This is a genomic window from Enterobacter sp. 03-F-07-AD-ECC (assembly GCF_047530935.1).
Classification (GTDB): Bacteria; Pseudomonadota; Gammaproteobacteria; order Enterobacterales; family Enterobacteriaceae; genus Enterobacter; species Enterobacter cloacae.
The window spans coordinates 157,328-178,589 of sequence record NZ_JBLKBZ010000005.1 but is presented as its reverse complement, the minus strand read 5'-3'; the positions used below and the strand labels follow the sequence as shown (position 1 = coordinate 178,589).

21 protein-coding genes are annotated in these 21,262 nt (G+C 56.2%); 9 read left to right on the top strand and 12 right to left on the bottom strand.

Annotated features, from left to right (window positions below; genetic code table 11):
- Positions 1 to 44: 44 nt before the first annotated feature.
- Positions 45 to 1,778, top strand: a complete 1,734-nt coding sequence (locus ACMWKA_RS10255) for a potassium/proton antiporter (RefSeq protein WP_013096157.1) — start codon at positions 45 to 47, stop codon at positions 1,776 to 1,778.
- Positions 1,779 to 1,825: 47 nt separating this feature from the next.
- Here the strand turns inward: ACMWKA_RS10255 and dadX are convergent, their stop codons facing one another.
- The gene (gene dadX, locus ACMWKA_RS10250) at positions 1,826 to 2,896 is read right to left on the bottom strand and encodes a catabolic alanine racemase DadX (protein WP_161657809.1); all 1,071 of its coding nucleotides are present in this window, start codon (positions 2,894 to 2,896) and stop codon (positions 1,826 to 1,828) included.
- A 9-nt stretch (positions 2,897 to 2,905) separates the two neighbouring features.
- Positions 2,906 to 4,204 (bottom strand): D-amino acid dehydrogenase, encoded by a 1,299-nt coding sequence (locus ACMWKA_RS10245; RefSeq protein ID WP_414760170.1) that lies wholly within the window; start codon positions 4,202 to 4,204, stop codon positions 2,906 to 2,908.
- Positions 4,205 to 4,524: 320 nt separating this feature from the next.
- Between ACMWKA_RS10245 and ACMWKA_RS10240 the strand changes: the two genes are divergently transcribed.
- Entirely contained in the window at positions 4,525 to 6,057 is a 1,533-nt protein-coding gene (locus ACMWKA_RS10240; RefSeq protein WP_013096153.1) for a SpoVR family protein, read from the top strand.
- 82 nt (positions 6,058 to 6,139) lie between these two features.
- On the opposite strand, the gene fadR is transcribed toward ACMWKA_RS10240, so the two are convergent.
- Positions 6,140 to 6,859 carry a fatty acid metabolism transcriptional regulator FadR gene (gene fadR, locus ACMWKA_RS10235; protein ID WP_013096152.1) on the bottom strand — a complete coding sequence of 240 codons (720 nt, stop codon included), beginning with the start codon at positions 6,857 to 6,859 and terminating at the stop codon, positions 6,140 to 6,142.
- 201 nt (positions 6,860 to 7,060) lie between these two features.
- Here fadR and nhaB point away from each other — a divergent pair, with 201 nt between their 5' ends.
- Together nhaB and dsbB are read left to right on the top strand one after the other, a co-directional pair.
- Positions 7,061 to 8,599 (top strand): Na(+)/H(+) antiporter NhaB, encoded by a 1,539-nt coding sequence (nhaB, locus tag ACMWKA_RS10230; RefSeq protein ID WP_058682217.1) that lies wholly within the window; start codon positions 7,061 to 7,063, stop codon positions 8,597 to 8,599.
- 46 nt (positions 8,600 to 8,645) lie between these two features.
- A complete protein-coding gene (gene dsbB, locus ACMWKA_RS10225) occupies positions 8,646 to 9,176 on the top strand; it encodes a disulfide bond formation protein DsbB (protein WP_028028084.1) in 531 nt (176 codons plus the stop codon).
- Positions 9,177 to 9,297: 121 nt separating this feature from the next.
- On the opposite strand, the gene ACMWKA_RS10220 is transcribed toward dsbB, so the two are convergent.
- From ACMWKA_RS10220 to ACMWKA_RS10210, 3 genes are all read right to left on the bottom strand, one after another.
- Complete coding sequence (locus ACMWKA_RS10220) at positions 9,298 to 9,738, bottom strand: YcgN family cysteine cluster protein (protein ID WP_014832353.1); 441 nt, start codon at positions 9,736 to 9,738, stop codon at positions 9,298 to 9,300.
- Between the two features lie 92 nt (positions 9,739 to 9,830).
- Positions 9,831 to 10,490 carry a fumarylacetoacetate hydrolase family protein gene (locus ACMWKA_RS10215; protein ID WP_414760169.1) on the bottom strand — a complete coding sequence of 220 codons (660 nt, stop codon included), beginning with the start codon at positions 10,488 to 10,490 and terminating at the stop codon, positions 9,831 to 9,833.
- 47 nt (positions 10,491 to 10,537) lie between these two features.
- Entirely contained in the window at positions 10,538 to 10,813 is a 276-nt protein-coding gene (locus tag ACMWKA_RS10210; RefSeq protein ID WP_013096146.1) for a YcgL domain-containing protein, read from the bottom strand.
- Positions 10,814 to 10,936: 123 nt separating this feature from the next.
- On the opposite strand from ACMWKA_RS10210, the gene minC reads away from it, so the two are divergent.
- Genes minC through minE form a run of 3 tightly spaced genes read left to right on the top strand, consistent with a single transcriptional unit; the run spans position 10,937 to position 12,753 of the window.
- Positions 10,937 to 11,644, top strand: coding sequence for a septum site-determining protein MinC (minC, locus tag ACMWKA_RS10205; RefSeq protein WP_020690845.1), 708 nt, complete (start codon positions 10,937 to 10,939; stop codon positions 11,642 to 11,644).
- A 23-nt stretch (positions 11,645 to 11,667) separates the two neighbouring features.
- Entirely contained in the window at positions 11,668 to 12,480 is an 813-nt protein-coding gene (minD, locus tag ACMWKA_RS10200) for a septum site-determining protein MinD (RefSeq protein WP_013096144.1), read from the top strand.
- A gap of 3 nt (positions 12,481 to 12,483) precedes the next feature.
- Positions 12,484 to 12,753 (top strand): cell division topological specificity factor MinE, encoded by a 270-nt coding sequence (gene minE / locus ACMWKA_RS10195; RefSeq protein WP_008500504.1) that lies wholly within the window; start codon positions 12,484 to 12,486, stop codon positions 12,751 to 12,753.
- A 73-nt stretch (positions 12,754 to 12,826) separates the two neighbouring features.
- Here minE and rnd read toward each other — a convergent pair whose 3' ends face one another.
- The 5 genes from rnd to ACMWKA_RS10170 all read right to left on the bottom strand — a co-directional run bounded on the left by rnd (position 12,827) and on the right by ACMWKA_RS10170 (position 19,206).
- Positions 12,827 to 13,954, bottom strand: coding sequence for a ribonuclease D (gene rnd, locus ACMWKA_RS10190; protein WP_414760209.1), 1,128 nt, complete (start codon positions 13,952 to 13,954; stop codon positions 12,827 to 12,829).
- 71 nt (positions 13,955 to 14,025) lie between these two features.
- Entirely contained in the window at positions 14,026 to 15,711 is a 1,686-nt protein-coding gene (gene fadD / locus ACMWKA_RS10185) for a long-chain-fatty-acid--CoA ligase FadD (protein ID WP_072193822.1), read from the bottom strand.
- A 203-nt stretch (positions 15,712 to 15,914) separates the two neighbouring features.
- A complete protein-coding gene (locus tag ACMWKA_RS10180; RefSeq protein WP_013096141.1) occupies positions 15,915 to 16,496 on the bottom strand; it encodes a Slp family lipoprotein in 582 nt (193 codons plus the stop codon).
- A 37-nt stretch (positions 16,497 to 16,533) separates the two neighbouring features.
- On the bottom strand, positions 16,534 to 17,229 hold the full coding sequence (tsaB, locus tag ACMWKA_RS10175; protein ID WP_013096140.1) for a tRNA (adenosine(37)-N6)-threonylcarbamoyltransferase complex dimerization subunit type 1 TsaB: 696 nt from the start codon (positions 17,227 to 17,229) through the stop codon (positions 16,534 to 16,536).
- A gap of 66 nt (positions 17,230 to 17,295) precedes the next feature.
- On the bottom strand, positions 17,296 to 19,206 hold the full coding sequence (locus tag ACMWKA_RS10170; RefSeq protein ID WP_013096139.1) for an ATP-dependent DNA helicase: 1,911 nt from the start codon (positions 19,204 to 19,206) through the stop codon (positions 17,296 to 17,298).
- 132 nt (positions 19,207 to 19,338) lie between these two features.
- Between ACMWKA_RS10170 and ACMWKA_RS10165 the strand changes: the two genes are divergently transcribed.
- The gene (locus ACMWKA_RS10165; protein WP_045294454.1) at positions 19,339 to 19,683 is read left to right on the top strand and encodes a RidA family protein; all 345 of its coding nucleotides are present in this window, start codon (positions 19,339 to 19,341) and stop codon (positions 19,681 to 19,683) included.
- Between the two features lie 5 nt (positions 19,684 to 19,688).
- On the opposite strand, the gene ACMWKA_RS10160 is transcribed toward ACMWKA_RS10165, so the two are convergent.
- On the bottom strand, positions 19,689 to 19,871 hold the full coding sequence (locus tag ACMWKA_RS10160) for a YoaH family protein (RefSeq protein ID WP_008500497.1): 183 nt from the start codon (positions 19,869 to 19,871) through the stop codon (positions 19,689 to 19,691).
- 61 nt (positions 19,872 to 19,932) lie between these two features.
- Here ACMWKA_RS10160 and pabB point away from each other — a divergent pair, with 61 nt between their 5' ends.
- Complete coding sequence (pabB, locus tag ACMWKA_RS10155) at positions 19,933 to 21,261, top strand: aminodeoxychorismate synthase component 1 (RefSeq protein ID WP_062934761.1); 1,329 nt, start codon at positions 19,933 to 19,935, stop codon at positions 21,259 to 21,261.
- Position 21,262: the final 1 nt, after the last annotated feature.

Here is a 21,262-nt window from a genome sequence, read left to right as displayed (position 1 = left end):
GGTTTTAGTAACAGCATTAACATTGAGGTGGGAGTAAGACAACATTGGATGCCACAGCGATAATCAGTCTTTTCATTCTGGGTTCTGTGCTCGTAACCTGTAGTATTTTATTAAGTTCATTTTCATCGCGTCTCGGCATACCTATTCTTGTTATTTTCCTTGCCATCGGCATGCTGGCGGGTGTCGATGGTATCGGCGGTATTCCTTTCGATAACTACCCTTTCGCTTACATGATCAGTAACCTTGCGCTGGCGGTGATCCTGCTCGACGGCGGGATGCGCACCCAGGCGAGCTCATTTCGCGTGGCGCTGGGGCCCGCCCTGTCGCTGGCGACGGTCGGGGTGTTAATTACCTCCGGTCTGACCGGCATGATGGCGGCGTGGCTGTTCCATCTCGATCTGATGGAAGGTTTACTGATTGGCGCGATTGTCGGCTCAACCGACGCGGCGGCGGTGTTTTCCCTGCTGGGGGGCAAAGGGTTGAACGAACGCGTCGGGTCCACGCTTGAGATTGAATCCGGCAGTAACGATCCGATGGCGGTATTTCTCACCATCACGCTGATAGAGATGATCCAGCAGCATGAAACAGGCTTAAGCTGGATGTTTGTCCTGCATATCCTGCAGCAGTTCGGCCTGGGGATTGCGCTCGGCCTGGCCGGGGGTTACCTGCTTCAGCAGACGATCAACCGGATATCGCTGCCTTCGGGGCTGTATCCGCTGCTTGCCCTGAGCGGCGGCATTCTCATTTTTGCCGTCACCACTGCGCTGAACGGCAGCGGGATCCTCGCGGTTTATCTCTGCGGCTTCCTGCTGGGCAATCGCCCTATTCGCAACCGTCACGCCATTTTGCAGAACTTCGACGGGCTGGCCTGGCTGGCGCAAATCGGGATGTTCCTCGTGCTGGGCCTGCTGGTGACGCCGTCAGACCTGCTGCCGATTGCCGTTCCGGCGCTGATTTTATCGGCGTGGATGATCTTCTTCGCACGCCCCCTGTCGGTGTTTGCCGGTCTGCTGCCGTTTCGCGGCTTCAACCTGCGCGAACGGGTCTTTATCAGCTGGGTGGGGCTGCGCGGCGCGGTACCCATTATCCTGGCTGTCTTCCCGATGATGGCCGGACTGGATAACGCGCGGCTGTTCTTTAACGTCGCCTTCTTCGTGGTGCTGATCTCGCTGCTGTTCCAGGGAACCTCGCTCGGGTGGGCAGCGAAAAAAGCCAAAGTGGTGGTTCCTCCTGTGGGCTGGCCGGTTTCCCGCGTGGGGCTGGATATTCACCCGGAAAACCCGTGGGAACAGTTTGTTTACCAGCTCAGCGCTGATAAATGGTGCGTGGGGGCATCGCTGCGCGATTTGCACATGCCTGCGGAAACGCGAATTGCCGCCCTGTTCCGCGATAATGTCCTGCTGCACCCAACCGGCAGCACCCGGCTACGCGAAGGCGATATTCTGTGTGTGATTGGCCGTGAGCGGGACCTGCCCGCCCTGGGTAAACTGTTCAGCCAGTCGCCTCCGGTGGCGCTGGATCAGCGTTTCTTCGGCGATTTTATTCTGGAAGCCAGCGCCAGGTTTGCGGATGTGGCCCTGATTTATGGGCTGGATGAAGGTGCTGAAGGCGACGATAACCAGCAAACGCTGGGCGAAATCATCCAGCAGCGCCTTGGTGCGGCCCCGGTTGTGGGTGACCAGGTGGAGTTTGCCGGGATGATCTGGACCGTAGCAGAGAAAGAAGATAACGCAGTGCGGAAAGTCGGTTTGCGGCCGATGGAAGAGGACGTGGAGTAGTGGTTTTTTGCCGGGTGGCGCTGACGCTTACCCGGCACACAGACACGTTACACCGTCACAACCGGCACTCTTGGGGCTAGCGCGCACATCAGTTCATACCCTACCGTCCCCGCCGCGGCAGCCACGTCATCAATTTTGACTTCGTTACCCCACAGCTCGACCGGGGAACCAATGCCCGCCTGCGGACATGGCGTGAGATCAACGGCCAGCATATCCATGGAGACGGTGCCCACCGTTCCCGTACGCACCCCGTCTACCCAGACTGGCGTGCCGCTCGGCGCGATACGCGGGTAGCCGTCAGCATAACCGCCCGCCACAATACCAATCCGTTGCTCGCCTGTCGCCCGGTAACGGCTGCCATAGCCCACCGTGTCGCCGGCCTTCAGCGTCTGCACACCGATGATTTCGCTGCGCAGGGTCATCACCGGCTTAAGGCCACTGTTGGCGATATCCTGCCACTGGCCTGAGGGAGAGGCGCCATAAAGGACAATGCCAGGACGCACCCAGTTATAATGCGCCTCAGGATGCCACAGCGTGGCCGCTGAGTTGGAGAGCGAACGTGGGCAATCCAGCCCTTCTGCCGCCTGCTCAATGCGCACCATCGCATCGGCAATACCGTCCGGTTTTTCCGCATCGGCAAAATGCGCCATCAGCGTCATTTCGCCCACGTTCTTCAGGGCGCGCAGCTGTTGCCATACCGTATGGACCCGCTCAGGCTGGAAGCCCAGGCGGTTCATACCGCTATTCACCTTGAGATAAATATCCAGCGGCGCATGCAGTTTTGCATCCTGAATCGCTTTAATTTGCCAGTTGCTGTGAACGCTGGTGGTCAGCCGGTACTTATCCAGCAGCGGCAGATCGTCGGCGTGGAAGAACCCCTCAAGCAACAGAATGGGCCCTTTCCAGCCGCGCTCGCGCAGCAGAATGGCCTCTTCCAGATTCAGTAACGCAAAACCATCGGTGGCGCTGAGCGCACTCCAGATACGATCGATACCGTGGCCGTAGGCATTGGCTTTCACCACCGACCAGACGCGTGAACCTGGCGCCGCCCGGCGAATAATTTGTAGGTTATCCTTCAGGGCCTGCAAATCGAGCTGAGCCAGAACAGGACGGGACATGACAACTCCTTAGTTATGCGCGCCGTGCAGGTGCTGTGGACGCGAAGGGGTAAACCCCGATTGATAGCGTGCGGCACTTAAATCGTCAAACGGAATTGCCGGCGTGCGCCCGGATATCAAATCGCTAAGCAGCTGGCCAGAGCCGCAGGCCATTGTCCAGCCAAGCGTACCGTGGCCGGTATTGGTCCACAGGTTTTTGAACGGCGTACGGCCAACAATTGGCGTGCCGTCTGGCGTCATTGGACGCAGCCCGGTCCAGAAGGTTGCCTGCTCGACAAAACCGCCACGCGGGAACAGGTCGCCAACCACCATCTCCAGCGTTTCACGGCGCGGCTTCAGCAGCTCGGTGTTAAAGCCGACAATCTCCGCCATCCCGCCAACGCGGATGCGGTTATCGAAGCGGGTAATGGCGATTTTGTAGGTTTCATCCAGAATGGTGGAAACTGGCGCCCCGCTGTCCTCTTTTACCGGAATGGTCAGGGAGTAGCCCTTCAGCGGGTAAACCGGAATGTCGAGAATGCCCTTCAGCATCGCGGTGGAATAGGAGCCAAACGCCATGACGTAGGCATCCGCTTTAATGACTTCATCGCCACACTTCACGCCGTAGATACTGCCGCCTTCTGACAGCAGTTTATCGACCGCGGTATTAAAGCGGAATTTCACCCCCGCCTGCTCGCACATCTGCGCGAGACGCTGCGTAAACAGCTGGCAGTCGCCGGTTTCATCATTCGGCAAACGCAGGCCGCCCGTCAGCTTGTGCGACACATCTGCCAGCGCCGGTTCAACCTGCCCAAGCTGGCTGGCTTCGAGCAGTTGATACGGTACGCCCGCATCTTCCAGCACGGCAATATCACGGGTGGCGTTTTCATACTGTTGCGCCGTACGGAACAGCTGCAGCGTGCCGCCCTGACGACCTTCGTACTCAATACCGGTGGAGGCGCGCAGTGCTTTCAGGCAGTCACGGCTGTATTCCGCCAGACGCACCATCCGACCTTTGTTTTCCATGTAGTGCCGGGTGTCGCAGTTGCGCAGCATCTGCCACATCCACTTCAGCTGGAACTGGGTGCCGTCGAGGCTGATGGCCAGCGGCGCATGGCGCTGGAACATCCACTTAATTGCCTTCAGCGGAACGCCGGGTGCCGCCCACGGCGCGGCATAGCCCGGAGAGATCTGTCCGGCGTTCGCCGCACTGGTTTCCAGCGCAGGCCCTGACTCACGATCGATTACGGTCACGTCATGTCCCGCCTGACTTAAATACCAGGCGCTGGTTACGCCAACGACACCACTTCCCAGTATGACAACACGCATAGCCACTCCATATGTGCAAAAGAACAATCTTCTAATTACAGATTGATAACCTAGTTGAAAATATTATTCAACATACGACTTTTTTATGGTGACTTACCTCACACATCCCCCAGCATCAGGGGATGAGGCGAATTTGGGATCTCCTGCTGCGCGTTATTTTTAACCAGTATAAAATTCTGTGAAGACCGCTTTTTTTGCCGCATCAAAAACGGGAAATCGCAAAGAAAAAATTTCTGCTCCAGCACGCTTTTTAACACGGTGATCTATGCTTATCAGGAGGCTCTCCAGACAGAGAGAGCTCCCACAACGAGGGCGCGCTAATGGCTACTATTGATTCCCTGAATAAGGACAGCACACGTCTGAGCGATGGACCCGACTGGACCTTCGAGTTGCTGGATGTCTATCTCGCCGAAATCGACCGGGTGGCAAAACTGTATCGTCTGGATACTTATCCCCATCAGATTGAAGTCATTACGTCCGAGCAGATGATGGACGCCTACTCCAGCGTCGGGATGCCGATCAATTATCCGCACTGGTCGTTTGGTAAAAAATTCATTGAAACGGAGCGCTTATATAAGCACGGCCAGCAGGGGCTGGCGTATGAGATCGTGATCAACTCCAATCCGTGTATCGCCTACCTGATGGAAGAGAACACCATTACCATGCAGGCGCTGGTGATGGCGCATGCCTGCTATGGACATAACTCGTTCTTCAAGAATAACTACCTGTTCCGCAGCTGGACGGATGCCAGCTCGATTGTCGATTACCTGATCTTCGCGCGTAAGTACATTACCGACTGCGAAGAGCGCTACGGCGTGGACGAAGTGGAGAAACTGCTCGACTCCTGTCACGCGCTGATGAACTACGGCGTTGATCGTTACAAACGTCCACAGAAAATCTCCCTTCAGGAGGAGAAAGCGCGGCAGAAAAGCCGCGAAGAGTATCTGCAAAGCCAGGTGAATATGCTGTGGCGCACCCTGCCGAAACGTGAAGAAGAGAAAGCGGTTGCCGAAGCGCGTCGCTACCCGTCTGAGCCGCAGGAAAACCTGCTCTATTTTATGGAGAAAAACGCGCCGCTGCTGGAGCCGTGGCAGCGTGAGATCCTGCGCATCGTGCGTAAGGTCAGCCAGTATTTCTATCCGCAGAAACAGACCCAGGTGATGAACGAAGGCTGGGCCACCTTCTGGCATTACACCATCCTTAACCATCTGTACGATGAAGGGAAAGTCACCGAGCGGTTCATGATGGAGTTCCTGCACAGCCATACAAACGTGGTGTTCCAGCCGCCTTACAACAGCCCGTGGTATAGCGGCATTAACCCGTACGCGCTCGGCTTTGCGATGTTCCAGGACATTAAACGCATCTGCCAGTCGCCAACGGAAGAAGATAAATACTGGTTCCCGGATATCGCCGGCTCTGACTGGCTGGAAACGCTGCATTTCGCGATGCGTGACTTTAAGGATGAGAGCTTCATCAGCCAGTTTATGTCGCCGAAGATCATGCGTGATTTCCGCTTCTTCACCGTGCTGGATGACGACCGCAATAACTACCTGGAGATTTCTGCGATCCATAACGAGGAAGGCTACCGTGAGATCCGCTCTCGCCTCTCCTCCCAGTACAACCTGAGCAACCTTGAACCCAACATTCAGGTATGGAACGTGGATTTACGCGGCGATCGCTCCCTGACGCTGCGCTATATTCCGCACAACCGGGCGCCGCTGGATAAAGGACGCAAAGAGGTGCTGAAGCATGTGCATCGCCTGTGGGGCTTTGATGTACTGCTGGAGCAGCAGAATGAAGATGGCAGCGTGGAGCTGCTGGAACGTTGCCCGGCGCGGTTGAATACGTTGTAATGGTTTTTGCCGGGTTTTGTAGGCCCGGTAAGCGAAGCGCCACCGGGCGAAAAAAAACCTCTCACTTGAGAGGTTTTTTATTTCAGCGGCCCTGAATGGCTAAATCACCCGGCAGTGTTTTCTGCATCCGGTGCCAGATTTCACCGGAATCGTGGCCGTAGCGGCGCACCGTCTCATACACCTGATCGTGCAGGCCTTCAGTACAGAGCTTGCTTAGCTTATGGTAGAAGCCCAGCGCCAGGCTGCGCGCCTCAGGGTTGGCAAAGTAGTGGCGACCGATACGGGTATACAGCCCTTTCATGCCGTTCAGGATCAGACCGTACACCGGGTTACCGGAGGCAAACGCCAGTCCGCGGAAAACGTTGTAATCGAGCGTGGCAAAGGCATCGGCGTGATCTTCCACTTCGTTCGCGCTGGCAAGCACCTGCAGCGCGTCTTCCGGATGCTGACGAAAAGCGGTACGAATAAAGATTGTCGCAATGTTGGTACGCACCGAGAGCAGATTATCAATCAGCTGTGGCACGCTTTCGTGATCGAGGCGCGCCAGCGTTTCAAGAATGTTCAGCCCGGAAGTTTCCCAGAAGTTGTTTACTTTCGTTGGCTTACCGTGCTGGATCGTCAACCAGCCATCGCGCGCCAGTCGCTGGAGCACTTCACGCAGCGTGGTGCGAGTGACGCCAATCAGTTCAGAGAGTTCGCGTTCAGCTGGAAGAATGGATCCCGCAGGGAAGCGATTATTCCAGATGCTTTCAATGATGTACTCTTCCGCGAAACCCGCCGGGCTCTGCGCCTTAATGACCATAGTGAGATTTCCATTACACAGCTTTTGCAAATTGCACTCATCATACCAGAGGCATGCAGTGGCAGGTAGCGCGTGAAAGAGAGAAAAGAGGGATCGCTGTTTTATTTTCGTGAAATTTACAATACACGCTTATCCGCCTCTGCCCCGCGTTTTTTGCGTATACTGATGTTTTGTTTTACCTGACGGGGAAGGACGTCTGTTGTGGAAATTTCTTTTGGGCGCGCGCTGTGGCGCAATTTTTTAGGCCAGTCTCCTGACTGGTACAAACTGATACTTCTGGTTTTCCTGGTTGTTAATCCCATTATTTTTAGTATCGCTCCGTTCGTCGCCGGGTGGCTGCTGGTGGCGGAGTTTATCTTCACCCTGGCCATGGCGCTGAAATGTTATCCCCTGCTGCCGGGTGGTTTGCTGGCTTTTGAAGCCGTGGTTATCGGTATGACGAGCGCAGAGCATGTCAAAGCCGAGCTGGCATCCAACCTGGAAGTGCTTCTGCTGCTGATCTTCATGGTGGCCGGTATCTACTTTATGAAACAGCTGCTGCTGTTTATCTTCACCCGCCTGTTGCTCAGCATTCCGTCTAAAACGATGCTGTCGCTGGCGTTCTGCCTTGCTGCCGCATTCCTTTCGGCCTTCCTGGATGCGCTAACCGTCGTGGCGGTGGTCATCAGCGTTGCCGTCGGGTTTTACGGCATTTATCACCGCGTGGCATCGTCCCGTCCGGGCGAGGATTTGCAGGACGACAGCCACGTCGAGGCGCATAACCGTGAGGTGCTGGAACAGTTCCGCGCGTTTCTGCGCAGCCTGATGATGCACGCGGGCGTCGGTACCGCATTAGGTGGCGTGATGACCATGGTAGGTGAGCCGCAAAACCTGATCATCGCCAAAGCGGCTGAGTGGCATTTTGGCGAGTTTTTCCTGCGCATGGCCCCGGTCAGCCTGCCCGTGTTCGTCTGCGGGTTAGCGACCTGTATCCTGGTCGAGAAATTCAACGTTTTCGGCTACGGTGCGCAGTTGCCTGAGCCAGTTCGCAAAGAGCTGCATAAATTTGACGAGCAGAACCGTACGCAACGCACGCGCCAGGAGACGCTGCGTCTGATTGCGCAGGGGATCATCGGTCTCTGGCTTATCGTCGCGCTGGCTTTCCATCTTGCCGAAGTCGGGCTGATTGGTCTCTCGGTTATTATTCTTGCGACGACCTTTAGCGGGGTAACGGATGAACATGCTATCGGTAAAGCCTTTACCGAAGCCCTGCCGTTTACCGCGCTGCTGGCGGTCTTCTTTGCGGTGGTGGCGGTGATTATCGACCAACACCTGTTCGCCCCGATTATTACTTTTGTACTGCAGGCGGCGCCCGACGCGCAGCTGTCGCTCTTCTATCTGTTCAACGGCCTGCTGTCGTCCATCTCCGATAACGTTTTTGTCGGCACGGTCTACATCAATGAAGCCAAAGCGGCGATGGAAGAAGGCATTATCAACGCCGGGCAGTTCGAGCTGCTGGCGGTTGCCATTAATACCGGCACCAACCTGCCGTCGGTGGCGACGCCAAACGGACAGGCCGCGTTCCTGTTCCTGCTGACCTCGGCCCTCGCGCCACTCATACGTCTTTCTTATGGAAAGATGGTCTGGATGGCGCTGCCCTATACGCTGGTTCTCACCATTGTGGGATTGCTTTGCGTCAAAATTACCCTCATTCCCTGTACGCAATGGCTGATACAAGCGGGTATACTTGCGGCGCATTAAAATTCGTTTACACTGCGCTTTCTAAGCATGTTCCAGGGAAATGATTATGTTGAGATTTTTAAACCAGTGCTCCCGCGGTCGCGGAGCATGGTTGTTAATGGCCCTGACCGCCTTTGCGCTGGAAATGGTCGCGCTGTGGTTCCAGCATGTGATGGGACTCAAACCCTGCGTGCTCTGTATCTACGAGCGCTGCGCGCTGTTCGGCGTCATGGGTGCGGGTCTGTTGGGTGCGATTGCACCTAAAACACCGCTCCGCTACGTCGCTATCGCGGTCTGGCTGTACAGCGCCTGGAAAGGGATTGAGCTTTCCTGGCAGCACACCATGATGCAACTGCACCCGTCGCCGTTCATGACCTGTGATTTCGCTGCCCGCTTCCCGAGCTGGTTGCCGCTGGATAAATGGCTGCCGCAGGTGTTTGTCGCCTCCGGTGACTGCTCTGTACGTCAGTGGGAATTCCTGTCGCTGGAGATGCCGCAGTGGCTGGTGGGCATTTTTGTGGCCTACTTCGTCGTGGCGCTGCTGGTGCTAATTGCTCAGCCGTTTAAGCCGAAGAAGCGCGATCTGTTCGGAAGGTAAAAGCAAAACGGCAACGATAGTTGCCGTTTTTAGTTTTTGCGCCCTCTCCCGTGGGAGAGGGTTGGGGTGAGGGCATCAGGCCGCACCCCAATAAAAACCCGCCGAGGCGGGTTTTTATTTATCACCGGGTCGGGTGATTCATAATGTGGTCTTCCCAGTCCCGCACCTCGGACTCTTTCACCGCGATGTGGCGCACCGAAATACGCTCGCCGTGCATGGCCGCTTTAGAGCCGGTCAGCAAGGGGTGCCATGTCGGCAGATCCTTCCCTTCCGCCAGCAGGCGATACGCGCAGGTATGCGGCAGCCATTCAAACGTCGGTAGGTTCTCACGGGTGAGCTTAATGCAGTCCGGCTCGAACTCGAAGCGGCGCTCGTAGTTGCGGCACTGGCAGGTTTTGATGTTTAACTGCTTACAGGCAACGTTGGTGAAATAGATTTCATCAGTGTCTTCATCCATGAGCTTATGCAGGCAGCACTGCCCGCAGCCGTCACATAACGACTCCCACTCCACGTCTGTCATTTCGTCGAGAGTTTTGCGTTGCCAGAAAGGGATGTCGTTCATCAGGATGTCCACACGTCAAAAGAAAGCGCACCTTATAACGAGTCTGGCACGTTGATGCAAGTTTTGCCGCCCTGAGGGGCGGCAAAATGCGTTTACAGTACGCGGGTTTTCAGTGACAGGCCGTTAAAGCTCACTTCCAGTTCGTCTCCACCGTTAAGAGGGCCGACACCTTCTGGCGTACCGGTCAGGATCACATCACCCGGCTTAAGGGTAAAGAAGCGGCTCATATAGGCAATCAGCGGCACGATCTTATGGATCATATCTGCCGTGTTACCCTGCTGGCGGATCTCACCGTTCACTTTCAGGCTGAGGGACGTGTTCTGTGGATCGCCGGTAAATTCGCCGACCGGAACAAAACCCGAGATCGGGCAGGCATTATCAAAGCCTTTGGCTTTTTCCCACGGCTGCCCTGCTTTCTTCAGCTTGCCCTGTACCTCACGTAGCGTCAGATCCAGCGCCACGCCGTAACCGGCAATAGCTTTTTGCACATGCTCTTCGGAGGCCTGGCGTAGCGTCGCGCCAATCAGCACCGCCAGCTCCACTTCATGATGCACAGAACCCAGTCCCTGCGGCAGTGCCAGCGGCTGGCGGATATCGCAAAGCGCGGTTTCCGGCTTAATGAACAGCACCGGCTCTTCTGGCGTCGCGCTGCCCATCTCCTGAATGTGTTTGGCATAATTGCTGCCCACGCAAACCACTTTGCTGACGGGATAATCCAGTAATGCACCTTGCCAGTTATGATGTTGATACATGGTCGACCCCTAAACGGTTGATATGTTATGCCCGAAAACAGGTGAGGCTATTTTTTACCGGTCGCCTCAAGATGCTGTTTTAATAAATTCTCGGGAGGTGGCGGAAGCTGTAAATAATAGCCTTGCTCCGTTAAGGCCGTTTTAACTTTTTCCAGATCGGCGTTAACCAGTTTCTTACGACCGTCGAGCGGCAGCAGCATCGCCAGCTGAGGTCGGCCAAAGCTCTTCATTAATTCTTCTGGCACGCGGGAAAAATCGTCTTTCTTTTCGACATAAAGATAGGTCTGGTCGCGGCTTGTACTTCTGTAGATCACACAAAACATGTTTTTACTCTGAATTCATAGGTGGTTGCTTGCCTCAATATACTCCTGACTATAACATGCCTGATACTCTTCGGAATATCGCAGCGAGTGGTTGCGGTTAATAGCAAATTGAGTAAGGCCAGGATGTCAAACACGCCCATCGAGCTTAAAGGCAGTAGCTTCACCTTATCAGTGGTACATTTGCATGATGCAAAACCCGAGGTTATTCGTCAGGCGTTAGAAGACAAAATCGCTCAGGCTCCCGCCTTTCTGAAACACGCCCCTGTGGTTATCAATGTCAGCGGTCTGGAATCCCCGGTTAACTGGAAACAACTCCAGCAGGCCGTCTCCTCTACCGGTCTGCGCATTGTGGGCATCAGCGGCTGCAAAGATACTGAGCTAAAAGCGGAAATCGACCGTGCGGGACTGCCTCTTCTGAACGAAGGCAAAGAAAAAGCCCCACGTGCGGCCCCCGTTGCCGTTGAAACGCCCCCACCTGCGGTACAAAACGTTACCGCCCTCACAAAAACGCGAATGATTGATGTGCCGGTTCGTTCCGGACAGCGCATTTATGCACCAAACTGTGATCTAATTGTTACAAGCCACGTCAGCGCTGGCGCTGAGCTGATTGCAGATGGCAACATTCACGTTTACGGTATGATGCGTGGGCGTGCACTCGCCGGGGCGAGTGGCGATCGGGACGCACAAATATTTTGTACTCACCTGACTGCGGAACTGGTGTCCATCGCAGGTGAATATTGGCTGAGCGACAAGATCCCAGCCGAATTTTATGGCAAAGCGGCTCGTCTGCGACTGGCAGACGACGCGTTGACCGTTCAACCGTTGAATTGATCCCTTTTTAACAAGGAATTTCTATGGCACGCATTATTGTTGTTACTTCGGGTAAAGGAGGCGTTGGCAAGACCACCTCCAGCGCGGCCATCGCTACTGGTTTGGCCCAGAAGGGAAAGAAAACCGTCGTTATCGATTTCGATATCGGTCTGCGTAACCTCGACCTGATTATGGGTTGTGAACGTCGCGTCGTGTATGACTTCGTAAACGTGATTCAGGGCGATGCCACCCTTAACCAGGCGCTGATTAAAGACAAGCGCACCGAGAACCTTTATATCCTCCCGGCCTCTCAGACGCGTGACAAAGACGCCCTGACCCGCGAAGGCGTTGAAAAGGTGCTCGATGAGCTGAAAAAAATGGAGTTCGACTTCATTGTCTGTGACTCCCCTGCCGGTATCGAAACCGGTGCCCTGATGGCGCTCTACTTCGCTGATGAAGCGATCATCACCACGAACCCTGAAGTGTCATCCGTCCGTGACTCTGACCGCATTCTCGGGATCCTCGCATCCAAATCCCGCCGTGCGGAAAATGGCGAAGACCCGATTAAAGAGCACCTGCTGCTGACCCGCTATAACCCGGGCCGCGTAAACAAAGGTGACATGCTGAGCATGGAAGACGTGCTGGAGATCCTGCGCATTAAACTGGTGGGCGTCATCCCGGAAGACCAGTCCGTGCTGCGCGCCTCTAACCAGGGCGAGCCAGTGATCCTTGATACAACAGCAGATGCCGGTAAAGCGTATGCGGATACGGTTGACCGTCTGCTGGGAGAAGAACGTCCTTTCCGCTTCATTGAAGAAGAGAAGAAAGGTTTCCTCAAACGCCTGTTCGGAGGATAAGTTATGGCATTACTGGACTTTTTTCTCTCGCGGAAAAAGAACACCGCCAACATCGCAAAAGAACGACTGCAAATCATCGTTGCGGAGCGTCGTCGTAGCGACGCCGAGCCTCACTACCTGCCGCAGCTGCGCAAGGACATCCTGGAAGTGATCTGCAAATATGTGCAGATTGACCCGGAGATGGTCACCGTGCAGCTGGAGCAAAAAGACGGGGATATTTCGATTCTGGAGCTGAACGTTACGCTCCCGGAAGCGGAAGAGTCGCGTCCGTAGTTTTTGATTTCGTAGCCCCGGTAAGCGCAGCGCCACCGGGGGAATATGCCGGGTATATCGCCCGGCATATTTATTATCGTGGATACCCTTCCAGCAACGTATTCAGGCGATCGGCCATCAATTCCCCGCGCCAGCCCGCCATCATTTCCGGTAAGCCATTCTGCGGTTTCAGCTTCCAGTGCCAGTTCAGCAACTGGTTTATCTGACGACGTGATGCCAGCAACTCCGCACTCAATTTGCTTTCTGCCGCCACAGCCTGCACCAGCGCTTTAATATCTTTAAACGCTTTACGATAGCCCGGCATATCCATCAGATTCAGCAGCGGCTCTGGCAGTGCGTCATCCGGTATCTGCTGCGCTTTGGCCACCAGCGCGAGCAGCGTTTTTCCATGAAAACGAATTTCGCTGCCTGAAAGCCCAATGCTGTCCAGCTCGCCCATGCTGCCTGGCATATAGCGTGCGACCGCCCACAGGTGCTCTTCGCGTACCACAAAGTTAACGGCCAAATCGCGTTCGTGCGCTTTACGCAGGCGCCAGTCGGCTAATAATTGCAGACAGGCCAACTGACGCGTACGCAGCTGCCACGCATTGCTGATATCGCGCCAGGCCTCTTTCGGGTCAGCAATTTCCTGGCGACGCTGCTGCGTCATGCGGCACTCATCCAGTGCAGCAGGCAGCCAGCCGGAGGCTTCTGCCTCTTTCATCAGTTGTCCGGCAATCGGCAGCAGGTAAAACACATCTGCCGCAGCGTAGTCCAGCTGACGCTCTGTGAGCGGGCGCGCCAGCCAGTCGGTACGGGATTCACTTTTATCCAGGGTCAGGCCGGTGTACTCCTCAACCATGGCGGCAAAGCCCCATGAAAGCGGACGATTGCTGAACGCGGCGAGGATCTGCGTGTCAATCAGCGGCTGCGGCATGATGCCAAACGTATTCAGAAAGACTTCCAGATCTTCACTGCCTGCGTGCAGGTATTTGGTGACCGCAGTATCAAGCAGCAGGTCACGCATCGGCGTCCAGTCGGTAATGCCGAGCGGGTCAATCAGCGACACGTGTTTGCCGTCGTACATCTGAATCAAACCCAACTGCGGATAATACGTCCGGGTACGGACAAACTCGGTATCCAGGGCGATGGCAGGAAAGTCGCGCGTCACTTCGCACAGCGAAGCCAGCTCGTCGTTGGTCGTGATCATCTGGTAATTCAAAACGGTTTCTCTTTTGTTTGCGCCCATAAAAAACGCCGGCTAAACCGGCGTCTGGGCGATTAGCGTGAAGCTCAGGCCTTATTGTCCACTTTGGCACGGGCTTCGTCACGTAATTCTCGTCGTAATATCTTCCCGACGTTTGATTTCGGCAACTCATCGCGGAACTCCACCAGCTTCGGCACTTTATAGCCGGTGAGCTGACGGCGGCAGAACGTGATGAGCTCCTCCTCGGTAAGAGAGGCGTTTTTCTTCACCACAAAAATCTTCACTGCCTCGCCGCTGCTGCCGGAAGGTACGCCAACCGCGGCAACTTCAAGCACGCCGCTATGCTGCATCACCACATCTTCGATCTCATTCGGATAGACGTTAAATCCGGAGACGAGGATCATGTCTTTCTTACGATCGACAATGCGCAGGAAGCCCTCTTCGTCCATCACCGCGATATCACCGGTGTGCAGCCAGCCGTCTTTGATGATTTCGTCGGTGGCATCAGGACGCTGCCAGTAGCCCAGCATCACCTGTGGCCCTTTAACGCACAGTTCACCCGGCTCGCCCGGTGCAACTTCGTTGTCGTCATCATCCACCAGTTTGGCTTCCGTCGACGGTACGGGCAGGCCGATACTGCCGCTGTGATAGTCGATATCATGCGGATTGACGCTGACCAGCGGGGCGCATTCGGTCAGGCCATAGCCTTCGAGTAAATACTGGCCGGTGAGTTTCACCCAGCGCTCTGCCACCGCCTGCTGAACCGGCATTCCGCCGCCCGCAGAGAGGTGCAGCGTGGAGAAATCAAGCTGCTGGAACTCTTTGTTATTAAGCAGCGCGTTAAACAGGGTATTGACCCCGGTCATGGCGGTGAACGGGTATTTCGCCAGCTCTTTAACCAGCCCCGGAATGTCGCGTGGGTTGGTGATCAGCACGTTCTGACCGCCCAGCTCGATGAACAGCAGGCAGTTCATGGTCAGCGCAAAAATGTGATAAAGCGGAAGCGCGGTGATGACCACCTCTTTGCCCGGATGCAGCAGCGGCCCGTAGGTCGCATTCACCTGCTCAAGGTTCGCCAGCATATTGCGGTGAGTCAGCATGGCGCCTTTGGCCACGCCGGTAGTGCCACCGGTGTACTGCAGGAACGCAAGATCCTCTGACACCACTTCCGGTTTGACGTATTGCATACGATACCCGGCATGCAACGCGCGGCGGAAGGAGATGGCATCCGGCAGATGGTATTTCGGTACCAGACGTTTGATGTATTTGACGACAAAGTTAACCAGCGTGCCCTTGGCGGTGGAGAGCTGATCCCCCATGCGCGTCAGGATGACGTGTTTCACCTGGGTTCTGTCGACCACTTTCTCCAGCGTGTGGGCAAAGTTTGAGACGATCACAATTGCGGTCGCGCCGCTGTCGTTCAGCTGATGCTCCAGCTCACGTGGGGTGTAGAGCGGGTTGACGTTGACGACAATCATCCCGGCCCGCAGGATACCAAATAACGCGACCGGGTATTGCAGCAGGTTCGGCATCATCAGCGCGACGCGATCCCCTTTTTGCAGCCCCAGCCCTTCCTGCAAATAGGCCGCGAACGCCCGACTCCGCTCCTCAAGCTTACGGAACGTCATCACCTCACCCATATTGATAAACGCGGGCTGATCGGCGTAACGCCTTACCGAGTGTTCAAATAATTCAACCAGGGATTGATAACGGTCAGGATTGATCTCCGCAGGCACATCTGCGGGATAACGGTTAAGCCAAACCTTGTTCAATGCATCACCTCTGAATTGAGTGTTCGTCGTCATCACAACCCCGATAATAAACAGTTTGTTAACATTATATTAACTCAGCGTACCAGTTTATTAATTGCCCAGATTTAAGGTTGCGAAGCGCGTCACTTTTTTTTTTCGTTTTAGCCGTAAAAAAACAGAGACAGCGGCTGAGCCGCTGTCTCTTTTCTAACAATAACAGTAAGTTACTCAGTAACGATCGTCTGTACCTGCGCCGGACCCGGGTTATACCAGCCCCAGCCGGGGTAGCCGTAACGATACGGGTGTGGGCCCCACATCCACGGATCGACAGGCTGAGGCGGCATGATCACCTGCTGTGTCAGCCGCCAGCGTTTGTAGCCGTTAACCTGCATGGTCATAAATTTGTAAGGCGTTGTGCCGATTTTGCCCTGTGTCGTGCCGGTAATCGGCCCGACGACGGTCACCAGCTGTCCACGGAAATCAACCGGGTCGAGGAAGCCGCTGACATCGGCAAAAATGCGCCCGCGCGAGGTTTCGCCGAGGATCGGCCGCGCGCCGCTATCCAGTGGCACGGTGGCGATCTCCAGCCGGGTTTTCCCCTGCTGGTTTTGCACCTCAATCACCTTCCCGCCGAAGCGCGCTTCCTGACCGACGTAAAGCTCAGGGGCATTCATCACGCGAACCAGATCCTGCTGTGGCGTAGGGCTACTGCCCTTAATCGCATCAGGAACGGAAACGCATCCGCTCAGTGCTATGGCCACAGCGCCTGCCATAATTAGGCGTACTACTTTAGTCTGAACCGCCATGATGCGACTCCTTTTTCTCAGTTCCTGTTACTGAGATTCACTCGCGGCCTGGAAGTTTCTTCCACGCGACGGTGTTTCGCAAATAAACCGGCTCGGCATGTTCAACAGCCACGGTTTTTCCTGCTGCGAGCAGCTGGCAGGCCAGAGGAAGCATATCCTCTGCGGCAGGCAGAAGCATGTTGCCGTCCACCAGCGTTACGCCGGTACCGTTTGCCATGTCAGGCCATGCCGCCCAACCGGTTCCTACCGTCGCCCATTCACCGGAGAGGTTCTGCAACCGTTCGGTTACCGCTTCCGGCTTGAGCACCGCTTCCGTCTCTTCGCCGTGCCACACGCCCTGCTCGTCGCGGGTGTATTCAGCCCAGTAGACTTCGCCCATGCGGGCATCAATCGCTGCCAGCACACGGGTAGCACCGGTCATACGCCACGCGCCCTGCGCCATCGTCGCCAGGGTGGAAACACCGATCATCGGCAGGTCAGCGCCCAGCGCCAGCCCCTGCGCAATACCGATCCCAATGCGTACACCCGTAAAGCTGCCGGGGCCACGGCCAAAGGCCAGCGCATCGAGGTCGGTTAAGGTGGTGTTGCCCTGGGTCAAAATCGCTTTCACCAGGGGCAGAATACGTTGGGTGTGTTCTCGTGGGCACTCTTCGAAATGAGCAGAAATAGCACCGTCGTTCCACAGAGCAACGGAACACGCCTCTGTAGCGGTATCAATAGCCAGAATTCGCATCAGTCGTCGCGCTCTCGCAATGGTCAGTCACAAAATGGCGCGCATCTTAGCACACTCCCGGGCAAATTACTCCGCCGTTGGGTTGGCCAGGAAGCGAACCGCGCGTTTAATGTCCCGCGTACGCGGCGCGGGCGGCAGGCTGGCGAGGAAGGTCGCACCGTAGGGGCGCATCACCAGCCGGTTATCACAGATTACGAGCACGCCGCGGTCGTCCACGTCGCGGATCAGTCGTCCTACCCCCTGCTTAAGGGTGATCACCGCGTCCGGCAGCTGTACCTCGTCGAAAGGATCGCCCCCGCGCAGACGGCAGTCTTCCATTCGCGCTTTGAGCAGCGGATCGTCCGGCGAGGTAAAAGGCAGTTTATCGATAATGACCAGCGACAGGGTATCGCCCCGCACGTCCACACCTTCCCAGAAGCTGCTGGTTGCCACCAGAAGCGCATTCCCGGCACTGACAAACTGCTGTAACAGTTGCCCTTTGCTGGTTTCCCCCTGCAGCAGCACCGGCAAGGTCATGGTGGCGCGGAACTGTTCTGCCAGGTCGCGCATCATGGCGTGAGAGGTGCAGAGCATAAAGCAGCGGCCATTGTTGGCCTCAATCATCGGCTTCAGCATGGCTGCCAACAGGCGTGCGGCGCCGGGCTGGTTGGGTAACGGCAGATTACGCGGCACGCAGAGCAGCGCCTGTTTTTCATAATCAAACGGGCTCGGCAGCAGCAGTGATTCCGCCTGTTCAATCCCGAGACGCTCAGTGAAGTGGTGCAGATCGTCATTCACCGACAGGGTCGCGGAGGTAAATATCCAGCTCCCCGGTTTTTGCGCCATCACCTCTTTGAATTTGTCTGCCACCGTCAGCGGCGTAAGCGCCAGGGTGAAATGACGCGAGGTGCATTCATACCAGTAGCTGTACCCCGGCTGGTTGATCTCCTTCAGCCGTTTCAGCCGCCCGCGATAGAGCGTGGCGCGCTCGAAGGCGGCGTCCAGCAGCGCAGAACGGCCAAGCGACAGTTTCGCCACGTCGTAACAGAGTTCCAGCGCGTCATCTAGCAGCAGTAGCGCGCGCTGGATATTATTGTCCGCCAGCAGCTCGCGCAGATTGCCGCGGTAACCCGGCTCGCCAAGCTGCAGGCGAAAATCCTGCGCGCTTTGCGCGAGGCGATCGGCACATTTTTGCAGCTGCTGGGTATCTTTTAATTCAGTGCGATAAGCAATGGTGAAATCTTTCGCCAGATCCAGCAGCTGGCGGCTGGAGAGCGACTGGCCGAAATACTGGCTGGCGATATCCGGAAGCTGATGGGCTTCGTCGAAGATCATCACTTCCGCTTCAGGAATAAGTTCGCCAAAACCGCTGTCTTTCACCACCATATCCGCGAGAAACAGATGGTGGTTGACCACCACCACATCTGCATCCATCGCGGTTTTACGCGCTTTGACCACAAAACAGTCTTTATACAGCGGGCAGTCGCTGCCCAGGCAGTTGTCATTGGTGCTGGTCACCAGCGGCCAGGCGGGAGAGTCTTCCGCCACGCTCGCGCAGGTGCTGATATCCCCCTCTTCCGTCTGGTTAGCCCAGGCGCGAAGGATGATCACATCACTCAGGGTCTGCACCGGCAGGTCGCCGCCCGCCAGCGCCTGCTGTTCAAGACGCTCCAGGCAGAGATAGTTGGAGCGCCCTTTCAGCAACGCCAGCCGCCCTTTGTATTTCAGCGCTTTTGCCACCGTCGGCAAATCACGGCTGTAGAGCTGATCCTGCAACGCCTTCGAGCCGGTAGAGATGATCACCTTCTTTTTCGCGCGCAGCGCCGGTGCAAGGTAAGCGTAGGTTTTTCCCGTGCCGGTTCCGGCCTCGACCACCAGCGGCTGTGCCTTATCGATGGCGCGAGCGACGGCATGCGCCATCTGACGCTGCGGTTCACGCGGTTTAAAACCGGGAATAGCCTGTGCTAACTGCCCTTCAGGGGAAAAATCGTCTGCCACGGTGTTCTCTCACTGTATTTTTGCACAGGGATTATGTCAGCCCATCCTCTCCTGTGCCACCCCAAATAGTGACGACGGCGAAACAATATGGCAGTCTTGCCGCCTGATGACGAAAGTAACGAGGAAACGTTTATGACAATTGTGCGCATTGATGCCGAAGCCCGCTGGTCTGATGTAGTCATTCATAACCAGACGCTCTATTACACTGGCGTGCCGTCCAATCTGGATGCGGGTGCCTTTGAACAAACGGCTGACACCCTGGCGCAGATCGATGCGGTGCTGGAAAAGCAAGGCAGCGACAAATCGCGTATTCTGGACGCCACCATTTTCCTGGCGAATAAAGACGATTTTGCGGCCATGAACAAAGCCTGGGATGCGTGGGTGGTGGCGGGTCACGCGCCTGTACGTTGTACCGTACAGGCCACGCTGATGAAGCCGGAATACAAGGTAGAGATTAAGATTATCGCGGCTGTGTAAGCCGGTTACTCTTCATCTTCATCCTCGAAACGCGCCACGATCCGCTCGCCGGTATGGGTGGCGCGAAGTTCTTCCGCCACCTGAGAAATGGCCTGCCCGCTGCTCATCCCCTGGGACATCAGCTCCTGGATCCGCTCAACCGCTTTCTGCTGTTGCTCATGGCTCAGAGAAGGTAAACCTGCAAACATCGTCAACTCCTGCTAAATTATTCGCGCTAATTATTTCACGCTGCCCGGTAGTATGCCACACATGAACATGCGCTTCCCCACTGTTATTACCCTGCCGTGGCGTACTGACGCCGCTGAATTCTGGTTTGCTCGTCTGAGCCATCTTCCCTGGGCGATGCTGCTGCATTCCGGCCATGCGGACCATCCTTACAGCCGCTTCGACATTGTGGTTGCTGACCCGGTGCGCACGGTGACATCCGAAAACCAGCCCTCCACGCACGATCCGCTGATCAAGCTTCAGGAGGCTATCGACGAGCTGGGTTTGTCTGCCACGCCTAACCCGGATCTTCCCTTCCAGGGCGGTGCGCTGGGCGTGTTTGGCTATGACCTTGGTCGCCGCTTTGAAACGCTGCCTTCCGTTGCGAAGGCGGATATTCCACTGCCGGATATGGCGGTGGGACTTTACGACTGGGCGCTGATTGTCGATCACCATAAACAGGTGGTCTCCCTGCTCAGCCATTCGGATGTGGAGGCACGCCTGGCCTGGCTGAACGCGCAGCAGCCCGCAGCCGCGCCGGATTTCCGTCTGACCTCTGCGTGGCGTTCAAACATGACCCCGCAGACCTATGCGGAAAAATTCGCACGCGTACAGGCATATCTGCAAAGCGGCGATTGTTATCAGGTGAACCTTGCCCAGCGCTTCCAGGCGACATATCAGGGCGATGAATGGCAGGCCTTTACCCGCCTCAATGCCAGCAACCGGGCACCGTTCAGTGCGTTTATCCGTCTCGATCTGGGCGCGATCCTGAGTCTTTCGCCTGAGCGGTTTATTCATCTGGCGGAAGGCAAGATCCAGACACGCCCGATTAAAGGGACCTTGCCGCGCCTGAGCGATCCGGCTGCTGACCGCCAGCAGGCGGAAAAGCTCGCCGCGTCACCGAAGGACCGCGCCGAAAATTTAATGATTGTCGACCTGATGCGCAACGACATTGGCCGGGTGGCGGTACCGGGCAGCGTTCGCGTGCCGGAGCTGTTCGTCGTCGAGCCTTTCCCGGCGGTGCACCATCTGGTCAGCACCATTACCGCACAGCTGCCGGCTTCGCGTACCCCCTGCGATCTTCTGCGCGCCGCGTTCCCGGGTGGCTCCATCACCGGCGCGCCAAAAGTGCGGGCGATGGAGATTATCGATGAACTGGAACCGCACCGTCGCAACGCCTGGTGCGGCAGCATTGGCTACGTTAGCGTCTGCGGCACGCTGGATACCAGCATCACTATTCGCACCCTGACGGCCTGCGACGGCCAGCTTTACTGTTCCGCAGGCGGCGGGATTGTTGCTGACAGCCAGGTCGAGGCGGAATATCAGGAAACCTTTGATAAAGTTAACCGTATCCTGCAACAACTGGAGAACTGAC